Consider the following 12,230-nt stretch of genomic DNA (forward strand, 5'->3'; position numbering starts at 1 on the left):
GCATGAAAATAAAGAAAGAACGATTAGATGTTTTATTAGTTGAAAGAGGATTAGCTGAGACGAGAGAAAAAGCAAAAAGAACCATAATGGCTGGTCTTGTGTTCAGTAATGAAAATCGTCTTGACAAGCCAGGAGAAAAAGTAAATAGCGATATTCCCTTAAGAGTAAAAGGGAAGGTGTTACCTTATGTCAGCAGAGGCGGACTGAAGCTTGAAAAGGCATTGAAAATATTTAATTTAAATGTGAAGGATAAGATTCTTCTGGATATTGGCGCATCTACAGGAGGATTTACAGATTGTGCCCTGCAAAATGGGGCAAAAATGTCTTATGCTTTGGATGTTGGCTATAACCAATTGGCTTGGAAGTTAAGGCAGGATGAACGTGTCGTTGTAATGGAACGAACGAATTTTCGTTATGTGACACCTGCTGACCTAACGGAAGGGATGCCGAATTTTGCCTCCATCGATGTATCGTTTATTTCGTTAAAATTGATCCTTCCTGTATTAAAGACACTGCTCGTTTCAAATAGTGATGTGGTTGCTCTTGTCAAACCTCAGTTCGAAGCCGGCCGTGAACAAGTAGGGAAAAAAGGAATTGTCAGGGATTCGAAGGTGCATGAACAGGTTCTTGAAATGATTATAGATTTCTCACTTAGTCTTGGATATAATGTTTGCGATTTATCGTTCTCTCCAATTACAGGCGGAGATGGAAATATTGAGTTTTTACTTCATTTATCTTGGACTGGCGAAAAGATGATTGGAGAAAACCTGCTTAAAATAATTCCGAAAGATGTAGTGAAGGAAGCACATTCTGAATTAAAAACAAAACAATCCAATCAAGAGGAATAGGCTGCGGCTTATTTCTCTTTTTTTCTCGTGGAATAGGAAAGAGCTAAAAATAATTTATGTTAGTTTGCGGTAAATATTCCCCCGGAAATTGAAGAAAAATTGTACATTATAGGGAAAATCAGCTAACATATAGGTAGGATTTAGTATTTTTTCCTTAAAGTATTTATCCCATTTTGCGAGCAAAGTCTTTTAGGAAAGAAACATATATTGAGGTGAAATAATGAACAAAGGTCAACGTCATATAAAAATTCGTGAGATTATTGCAAATAATGATATTGAAACACAGGATGATCTTGTTGATGAGCTAAAAAGTGCTGGTTACAATGTAACACAGGCAACGGTTTCAAGGGATATTAAAGAGCTACATCTTGTAAAAGTACCTTTAATTGATGGGAGGTATAAATACAGTCTTCCTGCTGATCAACGCTTTAATCCATTACAAAAGCTTAGAAGAAACCTTATGGATGCATTCGTTCGAATTGACACTGCAGGACATCTTCTTGTCATGAAGACCTTGCCAGGAAATGCAATGGCTATTGGGGCATTAATTGATAATCTTGATTGGGAAGAGATATTAGGAACGATTTGCGGAGATGACACAATCTTAATTATTTGTAAAACACCAGAGGATACAGAAGCAATTTCAAATCGATTTCTTGAAATGCTTTAACTTTATTCTTGGTATGGGGTGAGAGAACTTCATGATAACTGAATTATCGATAAGAAATTTTGCAATAATTGAAGCCCTATCAATTTCCTTTGATAAGGGCTTAACTGTATTAAGCGGGGAAACAGGAGCGGGAAAATCAATTATTATTGATGCCATTCATTTGCTTGTAGGTGGAAGAGGCTCAGCTGAGTTCGTACGTCATGGTTCGGAAAAGGCTGAAATAGAAGGGTTATTCCAACTGGATGATCCAAACCATCCATGCTTTGCAAAGGCAAATGAATTTGGAATTGAGCTTGAAGACGGGATGGCTATTTTACGAAGGGATATCTCAAGGAATGGGAAAAGTGTTTGCCGCATTAACGGGAAGCTTGTTACAATTTCAACCTTAAGGGAAATCGGCAGTACACTTATTGATATACACGGGCAGCATGAACATCAGGAACTGATGGATGAAACCATGCACCTCTCCCTTCTTGACCAATTTGGCGGAGAAAAAATTTCTTTTGCTCTTAATGAATATCAAAAAGTGTATCACGCTTACGAACAAAAGGTAAAACAGTTAAAGAATCTAAGTGAGAATGACCAGCAAATGGCACATCGGCTTGATTTGATTCAATTTCAGCTAGATGAAATTCGTACGGCGGACTTGAGGTTAAATGAAGATGAGGAGCTAATTGAAGAGAAACGGAAGTTAAGTAATTTTGAACGGGTATATGACTCACTGCAATCAGGATACAATGGATTACATGGGGAATATAAAGGGCTTGATTGGATTGGCCTTGTAATGGGGCATATTCAAAATGCTGCGGAGCTTGATCCTTCTTATAAGGAATTAGCTGAATCTGTATCAAATAGCTTTTATCAGCTGGAAGATGCAGCACGCACGATTCGGAATGAAATGGATTTTCTAGAATATGACCCAGCAAGATTAGCTGAAATTGAAGACAGATTAAATGAAATCAATCAATTGAAACGAAAATATGGCAAGACTGTAGAAGAAATTCTAGAATATTCTTCAAAAATTGAAGAAGAAATAGAAACATTGCTAAATAAGGAAACACATATTGGTCAGCTAGAAAAGGAAATTGCTTCTCTAAGAAAGGACCTTTTAATTGAAGCCGAAGAATTGAGTGCCCTTCGTAAAATTTCTGCACAAAATTTAACAAAATTAATTCATAAAGAATTAAAAGAGCTCTATATGGAGAAAACTGTATTTGAGGTTCAATTTATCAAAAATATAGATAGCTTTACGAGGAATGGAATGGATAAAGGAGAATTTTATCTTTCTACAAATCCAGGCGAACCATTAAAGCCACTTTCTAAGATTGCCTCAGGCGGAGAGCTTTCAAGAATAATGCTTGCTCTAAAGAGTATATTTTCTAAGCATCAAGGTGTAACTTCCATCATTTTTGATGAAGTAGATACTGGGGTAAGTGGCAGGGTTGCCCAGGCAATTGCCGAAAAAATTCATAAGGTAGCTGTTAATTCACAAGTTTTATGTATTTCTCATTTGCCTCAAGTAGCTGCAATGGCTGATACCCATTTATATATTGCAAAGAACATCATCGAAGGGCGAACAAAAACAACGGTTAAACCGCTGAATGAATCTGAAAAAATTAAAGAAATTGGCCGGATGATTTCCGGTGTAGAAATTACTGAGTTAACGAAGGAACATGCAAAGGAGCTTCTTCAACTTGCTGAGCAATTAAAGATACATTGAAAAGCTATCCAAAGGAGGATAGCTTTTTTCTCTCTATATCAGTTATAAATGCTCGACTTGCAGGCAAAATTAAAGATGTAGCCATTTGACGTTGTGGATTAGAAGCGAGGAGAGTGAAAAATTTGACATTAAATGTTTTTAGAAAAATAATTGGTGGAATTCTCCTTGTTTCATTAATTGCAATTGGTTTCTCAAAACCCTTTCAAGAATATTTGCATATTCCAAACAAGATTACCCTTTTTGAAGGCCAGCACTTTGAAATGGCAAAGGCAAAAATGGTGTCGGCAGAACTGTCTTACAATAATGAAAGCATTGCACTTAAAGAAGATATACATTCATTGTCCCTGGAAGGAAACAAACATGGGGAAAATGAAATGTTTTTAGAGCTAGCGGGTTTTCCAATCAAAAAGGTTGATGTAAATGTGTTGAAAGATTTTAAAGTCATTCCAGGCGGTCAGTCAATTGGGGTAAAATTAAATACGATTGGTGTACTTGTTGTTGGCCACCATCAGATTGACACATTAGATGGAAAAGCATCCCCTGGAGAATTAGCTGGAATAAAAATAGGGGATATTATAACAGAGATAAACGGGAAAAAGATTGAAAAAATGTCAGATGTTGCTCCATTTGTTCAAGAAGCAGGAAATACAAGCACTCCCCTAAAAATAATGCTTAATCGTGAAAATGAAAAGATATCAACTGAATTAACTCCTCAGAAAGATAAGGCAGAGGGTTCATATAAACTCGGCTTATATATTAGAGACTCAGCAGCAGGAATTGGTACGATGACTTTTTACCATCCAGAATCAAGGAAGTATGGAGCATTAGGCCATGTCATTTCTGATATGGATACGAAGAAGGCGATTGTCGTTGATGATGGACAGATTGTCCGTTCAACGGTCACCTCAATCGAAAAAGGGAGCAATGGGAATCCCGGAGAAAAACTTGCGCGTTTTTCTCCAGATAAAGAAGTCATAGGAAATATCGTTAAAAACAGTCCATTTGGTATTTTTGGCAAGTTAAATCAAGATGTTCAAAATGGCATTCTTGATAAACCGATGCCAATAGCTTTATCACACCAAGTGAAAGAAGGTCCGGCACAAATATTAACTGTTGTGGATAATGATGAAGTGAATCTTTTTGACATCGAAATTGTAAGCACGATCCCTCAGAAGTTTCCAGCAACAAAAGGGATGGTAATCAAAGTAACGGATCCTAAGCTATTAGCGAAAACTGGAGGAATTGTTCAAGGGATGAGCGGGAGTCCCATTATACAAAATGATAAAGTAATTGGGGCAGTTACCCATGTATTTGTAAATGATCCAACTTCGGGCTATGGGGTCCATATTGAATGGATGCTTCATGAAGCAGGGATTAACATCTATGAACAGCCGAGAGAGAAAGCATCTTAATGAAATATGTAAATGATGGAGAGACAGAAGGGAAACCTTCTGTCCTTTTCATTTATGATATAATGTAATAAAGATTATTCGACAAAATTAATGAAATTAGTCGAAAAAGAGAGAAAATAAAAGAAAACTACTGATTTTATCCTATTTTTGAGAAAATTTAAAAAAACTAAAGGAATTTCTGTTGCATTGTCGAATTTCTCATTTAGAATAAAAATATAGATGGCAAAGAGACTAACATGGTTCGAGGAGGAAAGAATAAGTGAAAAAAATTAAAGTATGTGTGGTTGATGACAATCGAGAGCTTGTCGGTCTTTTAGATGAATACATTTCATCTCAGGATGATATGGAGGTTATAGGTGTTGCTCATAATGGGCAGGATTGCTTGGATATCCTTGAACATGAAGAGTTGGATGTTCTTGTATTGGATATTATTATGCCTCATTTGGATGGGCTTGCAGTACTTGAAAGATTGCGGGATATGAAAAAAGCGCAACTGCCAAACGTAATCATGCTAACAGCATTTGGCCAGGAAGACGTTACAAAGAAAGCTGTTGATTTAGGGGCATCTTATTTTATCTTAAAACCGTTTGATATGGATAATTTAGCAAGACATATTCGACAAGTTAGCGGAAAGTCTAATCCGATTATTAGAAAGTCCTCATCGAACTATCGTCCTCAGGCAGAGTCAAAGCCAAAAAATCTTGACGCAAGCATTACTAGCATTATTCATGAAATTGGAGTGCCCGCACATATTAAAGGATATATGTATCTTCGTGAGGCAATTTCAATGGTGTATAATGATATTGAACTTCTTGGTTCCATTACCAAGGTTTTATATCCAGATATTGCTAAAAAATACAATACCACGGCAAGCCGTGTAGAACGGGCAATTCGCCATGCGATAGAAGTTGCTTGGAGCCGGGGCAATATTGATTCAATTTCTTCATTATTTGGTTACACGGTAAGCATGTCTAAGGCAAAACCGACAAATTCGGAGTTCATTGCGATGGTGGCTGATAAACTGCGTTTAGAACATAAAGCTTCTTGAAAGGGATAGAGCCCGTGTCATAATAAATTTTGAGCGCTCTTAATTAGGAGCGCTTTTTTTTCGGAATAATATACATATACGTATTACGACATTATTCTTCGGTAGTTTTATTTTCTGCTTCCATCATTTTTTGAATTAAAATATGCTGTGGCATGTGCATAATTTGTTCGATTGGAAGTTTTAATTTTTCAGCTAGCATTTTTGCCGTATCAGCTGATATTTGTAAAGGTTTCATTTTTATTCCTCCAAAGGGGTGATTTGATGACGCTTATATTTGCTCATAGAGGGTATTCGCAAGTATATCCTGAAAATACAATGAAAGCATTTAAGGAAGCAGCTATAGCAGGTGCTGATGGTCTTGAGCTTGATGTACAGTTGACAAAGGATGGACAATTGGTAGTGATCCATGATGAAAAAGTGGATCGGACCACAAATGGAAAAGGCTTTGTTAAAGATTTTACCTTTAAAGAAATTAGAAAGCTAGATGCTAGTTATAAAAAGAAAAAGCTTTTACAAAAAGAATCGATCCCCTCATTAGAGGAAGTATTTGAATGGATGACGACAAATCAAATCGTCTGTAATATCGAATTAAAAAACGGGGTATTTCCTTATAAAGGTATGGAGGAAAAGGTCATTGATCTTATTCATGCGTATAAAATGAAAGATAGGGTAATCCTATCTTCATTTAATCATTATAGTATTGTTTATTGCTATAGGATTGATCAAGAGATTGAAACAGCTCCATTGTTTTCAGAAGGGTTATATATGCCTTGGGTTTATGCGGAGTCGATAGGTGCAAAGAGCATCCATCCTAAGCATACAGCTGCTCCTAATGAATTGGTTAGAGCATCTGTAGATTATGGAGTTGCGGTAAGACCCTATACAGTAAATAAAGAGAAGGATTTACAAAGATTTTTTGCGATTGGCTGCTCGGCAGTTATTACAGATGATCCTGTGAAGGCGTTGCAAATCAAAAACAAATAACATAAAAAAAGCAATCGGCATTTTGATCTGACCCAATAAAGTTAGACAAATAATTTTATGCAACTTTTAAGACTTGAGTTCGGTATTCCACCGGACTCAGGTCTTTTAATTTTGCCTTCATTCGTTTGTGATTGTAATAGTGAATATAATCAGCTAATTCCTTTTCAAAATGCTCTATACTGTCAAAATCCTGTAGATAAAGGAGTTCGGACTTTAATAAGCCAAAGAAGTTTTCCATGACTGCATTGTCCAAACAGTTTCCCTTTCGAGACATACTCTGCGTAATTTGGTGCTGTTCTAATGTTTTTTGATATTGTTTCATTTGATAATGCCAGCCTTGATCTGAATGAAGAATCACTTGCTCTCCTGGCTGAAGACGTTCTATTGCTTGGACTAACATTTCTCCGACCAATTTATAAACAGGACGTTTCATGACGTTATAAGCAATGATTTCACCATTACACAAATCAAGTACTGGAGAGAGGTAACGTTTCTCACCGAATAGGTGGAATTCCGTCACATCGGTTACCCATTTTTGATTCACTTTCTCTGCAGAAAAATCACGGTTTAGGATGTTAGGAGCAACTTTTCCCACATTACCTTTATAAGAACGGTACTTTTTCATGCGGACTAAGCATAGTAAGTCCATATCATTCATTAAACGATTGATGGTTTTTTTATCGTGTTTAAACCCTCGTTTCTCTAGTTCTTTCGTGATCCGACGGTGTCCATAACGACCCTTATGTTCATGAAAAATCTCTTTAATACTTTCTTTTACGTTCGCATATTTATCAGGTTGATTTAATTTTTTCTCCCAATAATAATACGTACTACGTGGAATGTCAGCGACTTCAACTAAATCTACAACTTCATACATATGCTTTAGTTCAAAAATTACCTGCGCTTTGATTTTGTTTGTAATTTTTCCTGCATTTGAACTAAAGCGTTCAACTTTTTTAAGTAGGCATTCTCCATTTCTAAACGCTCAATTTTCGCTTGTAGTACTTCTACCGTATCTTCAACTAGTTTTGGTGTTTCTTTCTTTGAATCAATTTTCTTTGTTTCTTTCTTCATAGATGGTCGCCCCTTTTTCTTTGGTTGTAGGGCGTCTAATCCATCTCGATTTAACTTTAATCTCCAATTTCGTATCATTCCAGGAGAAGAAATATTAAATATCGCAGCTGTATCAATAGAAGATGTACCCGTTTCGATCATATAATTTAGTACATCCATTTTAAACTGAGTTGAATAACTTGTATAGCTTTTTAGAAAAGCTTCAATGCCATGTTGTTCGTATAGGCGAATCCATCCACTCAAAATAGTTGGTTTTACCTGAACCTCCCGCGCAATCTCATTGATAGATTCATTCCCATTTAAATACCTTGAAACAATTAGAATCCTTTGTTCTGCAGTAAATTTAGCCATTAAAAAACCCCCATAAATGTTAGTTTGATGTCTAACATTTATGGGGCAGTTCANGTTATTACAGATGATCCTGTGAAGGCGTTGCAAATCAAAAACAAATAACATAAAAAAAGCAATCGGCATTTTGATCTGACCCAATAAAGTTAGACAAATAATTTTATGCAACTTTTAAGACTTGAGTTCGGTATTCCACCGGACTCAGGTCTTTTAATTTTGCCTTCATTCGTTTGTGATTGTAATAGTGAATATAATCAGCTAATTCCTTTTCAAAATGCTCTATACTGTCAAAATCCTGTAGATAAAGGAGTTCGGACTTTAATAAGCCAAAGAAGTTTTCCATGACTGCATTGTCCAAACAGTTTCCCTTTCGAGACATACTCTGCGTAATTTGGTGCTGTTCTAATGTTTTTTGATATTGTTTCATTTGATAATGCCAGCCTTGATCTGAATGAAGAATCACTTGCTCTCCTGGCTGAAGACGTTCTATTGCTTGGACTAACATTTCTCCGACCAATTTATAAACAGGACGTTTCATGACGTTATAAGCAATGATTTCACCATTACACAAATCAAGTACTGGAGAGAGGTAACGTTTCTCACCGAATAGGTGGAATTCCGTCACATCGGTTACCCATTTTTGATTCACTTTCTCTGCAGAAAAATCACGGTTTAGGATGTTAGGAGCAACTTTTCCCACATTACCTTTATAAGAACGGTACTTTTTCATGCGGACTAAGCATAGTAAGTCCATATCATTCATTAAACGATTGATGGTTTTTTTATCGTGTTTAAACCCTCGTTTCTCTAGTTCTTTCGTGATCCGACGGTGTCCATAACGACCCTTATGTTCATGAAAAATCTCTTTAATACTTTCTTTTACGTTCGCATATTTATCAGGTTGATTTAATTTTTTCTCCCAATAATAATACGTACTACGTGGAATGTCAGCGACTTCAACTAAATCTACAACTTCATACATATGCTTTAGTTCAAAAATTACCTGCGCTTTGATTTTGTTTGTAATTTTTCCTGCATTTGAACTAAAGCGTTCAACTTTTTTAAGTAGGCATTCTCCATTTCTAAACGCTCAATTTTCGCTTGTAGTACTTCTACCGTATCTTCAACTAGTTTTGGTGTTTCTTTCTTTGAATCAATTTTCTTTGTTTCTTTCTTCATAGATGGTCGCCCCTTTTTCTTTGGTTGTAGGGCGTCTAATCCATCTCGATTTAACTTTAATCTCCAATTTCGTATCATTCCAGGAGAAGAAATATTAAATATCGCAGCTGTATCAATAGAAGATGTACCCGTTTCGATCATATAATTTAGTACATCCATTTTAAACTGAGTTGAATAACTTGTATAGCTTTTTAGAAAAGCTTCAATGCCATGTTGTTCGTATAGGCGAATCCATCCACTCAAAATAGTTGGTTTTACCTGAACCTCCCGCGCAATCTCATTGATAGATTCATTCCCATTTAAATACCTTGAAACAATTAGAATCCTTTGTTCTGCAGTAAATTTAGCCATTAAAAAACCCCCATAAATGTTAGTTTGATGTCTAACATTTATGGGGCAGTTCATTTTTACGGCCGATTGCTTTTATTTTTTACTTAAAACGATTTTGTACTTTATTTCTTTTTCGATCACGGTAAAGGATAAAGCCTGCGACAAAGCCGAGTCCAAGTAAAAATAAGAGCATGCCTGCAAGAAACTGCATCCATAAATATGGGAAAGGGCTTTGCAAAATGCCAAAAACCATATCTCTCATTAATTTAATGCCATATGCTGCTAAAAATCCTGGTATTAATAATATGATTAAAGCAAATATTCTTATCATCAGCAGATCCCTTCATTTTTTGTTCTACTAAAAAAAGTATTGAATGTATATAGAAATTTGTCAAGCACAACAATCATGTATAAAATAAGAATATGTGAAAAAAATTGCACAATAGAAAGAAAATTCGCGAAATAATCTTCAAGGTCCAAAGGTGGGTATTACATGCAAACAGTCATGATTGTTGGAGCTGGTAAAGGCGGTTCGGCGATCTTAAAAATAATGAGAGAAACAGAAATGCTAAAAGTCATTGCGGTAGTTGATAGTAATCCTGAAGCACCTGGCATTGAAAAAGCAAGGGAAGTGGGAATACCAACAGGAACGGATTGGAAGAAATTTATTGATCAAGATATTGATATCATTGTTGAAGTAACAGGAAGGCAGGATGTTTTCCTAGAGCTTCGTGAGGCAAAAAAGAAAGACTCTGTATTGATACCGGGAACTGTCGCCTTTTTAATTGCCGGTCTCATAGAAGAAAAAGAAAAACTTATTTCAAGTATCGAGAATGAGACATATAAGCGTGATCTAATTTTCAATACAACCGGTGATGGGATGATTGGAATTAACCAAGATTCAGAAATCATTCTTTTTAACCGGAGCGCGGAAAAAATGACAGGGATAAAGGCAAAAGAGGCGATTGGCCGTCCGATCAATCAAATCATTTCAAATACTCGATTAAAACGGGTAATGAAGACTCGGCGAATTGAATCTAATCAGGAACTTATATTGAATAACGGGTTAAAAGTTATTACGACTAGGATTCCGATGATTGGCGAGAAAAATGAATTGCTAGGAGCATTTTCAGTATTTAAAGACATTACTGAAGTCATGAATTTAGCTGAAGAAATAACGGATTTAAAGGAAATACAAACGATGCTCCAGGCAATTATCCAGTCAAGTGATGAAGCAATATCAGTAGTGGATGAGAATGGGAAAGGTCTATTGATAAATCCAGCCTATTCTCGTATTACAGGCCTTTCAGAGGAAGAAATCATCGGAAAACCTGCAACAACAGATATTTCTGAGGGGGAAAGTATGCATATGAAGGTCCTTCAAACGAGAAGGGCTGTAAGAGGAGTGGCAATGAGGGTAGGTCCCAATAAAAAGCAAGTGGTTGTCAATGTAGCACCAGTTATTGTAGATGGGATTATTAAAGGAAGTGTTGGAGTTATCCATGATGTTTCTGAAATTGAATCTTTAAATAGAGAATTGCATCGGGCCCGGCAAATTATTCGTACACTCGAAGCTAAATATTCCTTTGATGATATCATTGGACGTTCAGAGGAGATGACCATTGCAATTGAACAAGCCCGTCTTGGTGCAAAAACTCCTGCTACCGTATTGCTGAGAGGGGAATCTGGAACTGGGAAAGAGTTATTTGCCCATGCCATTCATAACGGAAGTGATCGGAGGTACAATAAATTTATTCGTGTTAACTGTGCCGCGTTATCTGAGTCGCTTTTAGAAAGTGAGCTCTTCGGTTATGAAGAGGGAGCATTTTCAGGTGCAAAAAGAGGCGGGAAAAGAGGACTATTTGAAGAGGCAAACAATGGGAGTATTTTCCTTGATGAGATTGGCGAGTTAACTGCCAATACACAGGCAAAACTATTAAGGGTCCTGCAAGAGAAGGAAATCACCCGAGTAGGCGGGACTAAGTCCATCCCCATAAACGTAAGGGTAATTGCGGCAACTAATGTTAATTTAGAAAAAGGAATTGCCAGCGGAACTTTTAGGGAAGACTTGTATTATAGGCTTAATAGAATGCCTATTCATATCCCTTCACTGCGAAAAAGAAAAGAAGATATTCCTTTGTTATGTACACGGCTTATTCAAAAAATTAATCAGGAATATGGACGCAATTTAGAAACTATATCAGAATCAGCTATGAAAAAGCTGATGGAATATGATTGGCCAGGCAATGTGCGTGAGCTTGAAAACATTCTTGGCAGGGCGATTATTTTTATGAATTACCATGAAATTCAGCTAGAAGAGCATCATGTTCCTGAGCTCATTAAAAAGATGAATAAACCGAATGTACAAATGGAAGAACCGCTAAAAAACGATCAAACATTGACCCAGCTAGTTGAACAATATGAAGAAAGAATGATTCTTAAGACCCTTCAAGAGAAGGATGGGAATAAAACATTAACGGCAAAATCCCTTGGGTTGTCTGTGAGGAATTTGTACTATAAGCTTGAAAAATACGGGATTGCAAATAATAGCATGCAATAATTTTCATGTATGAAAAATATTGCATGATAAATTATTGTGAAAAAGCGTTTTTTCAGC

General features: G+C 36.3%; 11 protein-coding genes. 7 read left to right on the plus strand and 4 right to left on the minus strand.

All coding sequences use genetic code 11. The annotated features are described in order from the left end of the window. Positions 1-2 precede the first annotated feature (2 nt). The 5 genes from C1726_RS19235 to spo0A all read left to right on the plus strand — a co-directional run bounded on the left by C1726_RS19235 (position 3) and on the right by spo0A (position 5,698). Positions 3-848 carry a TlyA family RNA methyltransferase gene (locus C1726_RS19235; RefSeq protein WP_102274626.1) on the plus strand — a complete coding sequence of 282 codons (846 nt, stop codon included), beginning with the start codon at positions 3-5 and terminating at the stop codon, positions 846-848. 220 nt (positions 849-1,068) lie between these two features. Continuing rightward, the gene (gene ahrC, locus C1726_RS19240) at positions 1,069-1,518 is read left to right on the plus strand and encodes a transcriptional regulator AhrC/ArgR (RefSeq protein WP_102274627.1); all 450 of its coding nucleotides are present in this window, start codon (positions 1,069-1,071) and stop codon (positions 1,516-1,518) included. A 31-nt stretch (positions 1,519-1,549) separates the two neighbouring features. After that, the gene (recN, locus tag C1726_RS19245) at positions 1,550-3,238 is read left to right on the plus strand and encodes a DNA repair protein RecN (RefSeq protein WP_102274628.1); all 1,689 of its coding nucleotides are present in this window, start codon (positions 1,550-1,552) and stop codon (positions 3,236-3,238) included. A gap of 122 nt (positions 3,239-3,360) precedes the next feature. Then, positions 3,361-4,650, plus strand: coding sequence for a SpoIVB peptidase (spoIVB, locus tag C1726_RS19250; protein ID WP_102274629.1), 1,290 nt, complete (start codon positions 3,361-3,363; stop codon positions 4,648-4,650). Positions 4,651-4,909: 259 nt separating this feature from the next. Then, the gene (spo0A, locus tag C1726_RS19255; RefSeq protein WP_102274630.1) at positions 4,910-5,698 is read left to right on the plus strand and encodes a sporulation transcription factor Spo0A; all 789 of its coding nucleotides are present in this window, start codon (positions 4,910-4,912) and stop codon (positions 5,696-5,698) included. Between the two features lie 91 nt (positions 5,699-5,789). Here spo0A and C1726_RS19260 read toward each other — a convergent pair whose 3' ends face one another. Further along, a complete protein-coding gene (locus C1726_RS19260; RefSeq protein WP_102274631.1) occupies positions 5,790-5,933 on the minus strand; it encodes a YycC family protein in 144 nt (47 codons plus the stop codon). Positions 5,934-5,959: 26 nt separating this feature from the next. On the opposite strand from C1726_RS19260, the gene C1726_RS19265 reads away from it, so the two are divergent. Continuing rightward, a complete protein-coding gene (locus C1726_RS19265) occupies positions 5,960-6,682 on the plus strand; it encodes a glycerophosphodiester phosphodiesterase (protein ID WP_102274632.1) in 723 nt (240 codons plus the stop codon). A gap of 55 nt (positions 6,683-6,737) precedes the next feature. Here the strand turns inward: C1726_RS19265 and C1726_RS19270 are convergent. From C1726_RS19270 to C1726_RS19280, 3 genes are all read right to left on the minus strand, one after another. Continuing rightward, positions 6,738-8,107, minus strand: a protein-coding gene (locus C1726_RS19270; protein WP_102271266.1) for an IS3 family transposase whose coding sequence is annotated in 2 segments (ribosomal slippage) — positions 6,738-7,642 and positions 7,642-8,107 — 1,371 coding nt in all. Because the reading frame shifts where the segments join, the coding sequence is not laid out codon by codon here. Between the two features lie 157 nt (positions 8,108-8,264). Next, positions 8,265-9,634 (minus strand): IS3 family transposase gene (locus C1726_RS19275; protein WP_102271266.1). Its coding sequence is split into 2 segments (ribosomal slippage): positions 8,265-9,169 and positions 9,169-9,634, totalling 1,371 coding nucleotides; the frame shifts between segments, so codons are not numbered across the junction. A gap of 79 nt (positions 9,635-9,713) precedes the next feature. Further along, positions 9,714-9,944 (minus strand): DUF2627 domain-containing protein, encoded by a 231-nt coding sequence (locus tag C1726_RS19280; RefSeq protein ID WP_102274633.1) that lies wholly within the window; start codon positions 9,942-9,944, stop codon positions 9,714-9,716. 162 nt (positions 9,945-10,106) lie between these two features. On the opposite strand from C1726_RS19280, the gene C1726_RS19285 reads away from it, so the two are divergent. Continuing rightward, positions 10,107-12,173: a sigma-54 interaction domain-containing protein gene (locus C1726_RS19285; protein WP_102274634.1), complete on the plus strand. Its 2,067-nt coding sequence runs from the start codon at positions 10,107-10,109 to the stop codon at positions 12,171-12,173. The last annotated feature ends 57 nt before the right edge of the window (positions 12,174-12,230 follow it).

Source organism: Cytobacillus massiliigabonensis (genome assembly GCF_900199725.1).
GTDB classification, from domain to species: domain Bacteria; phylum Bacillota; class Bacilli; order Bacillales; family Cytobacillaceae; genus Cytobacillus; species Cytobacillus massiliigabonensis.

Excerpts from the sequence above, each read along its gene's own strand:
- C1726_RS19235 (WP_102274626.1), top strand. The coding sequence starts at position 3 with ATGAAAATAAAGAAAGAACGATTAGATGTTTTATTAGTTGAAAGAGGA.
- ahrC (WP_102274627.1), top strand. The coding sequence starts at position 1,069 with ATGAACAAAGGTCAACGTCATATAAAAATTCGTGAGATTATTGCAAAT.
- recN (WP_102274628.1), top strand. The coding sequence starts at position 1,550 with ATGATAACTGAATTATCGATAAGAAATTTTGCAATAATTGAAGCCCTA.
- C1726_RS19260 (WP_102274631.1), bottom strand. The coding sequence starts at position 5,933 with ATGAAACCTTTACAAATATCAGCTGATACGGCAAAAATGCTAGCTGAA.
- C1726_RS19265 (WP_102274632.1), top strand. The coding sequence starts at position 5,960 with ATGACGCTTATATTTGCTCATAGAGGGTATTCGCAAGTATATCCTGAA.
- C1726_RS19280 (WP_102274633.1), bottom strand. The coding sequence starts at position 9,944 with ATGATAAGAATATTTGCTTTAATCATATTATTAATACCAGGATTTTTA.
- C1726_RS19285 (WP_102274634.1), top strand. The coding sequence starts at position 10,107 with ATGCAAACAGTCATGATTGTTGGAGCTGGTAAAGGCGGTTCGGCGATC.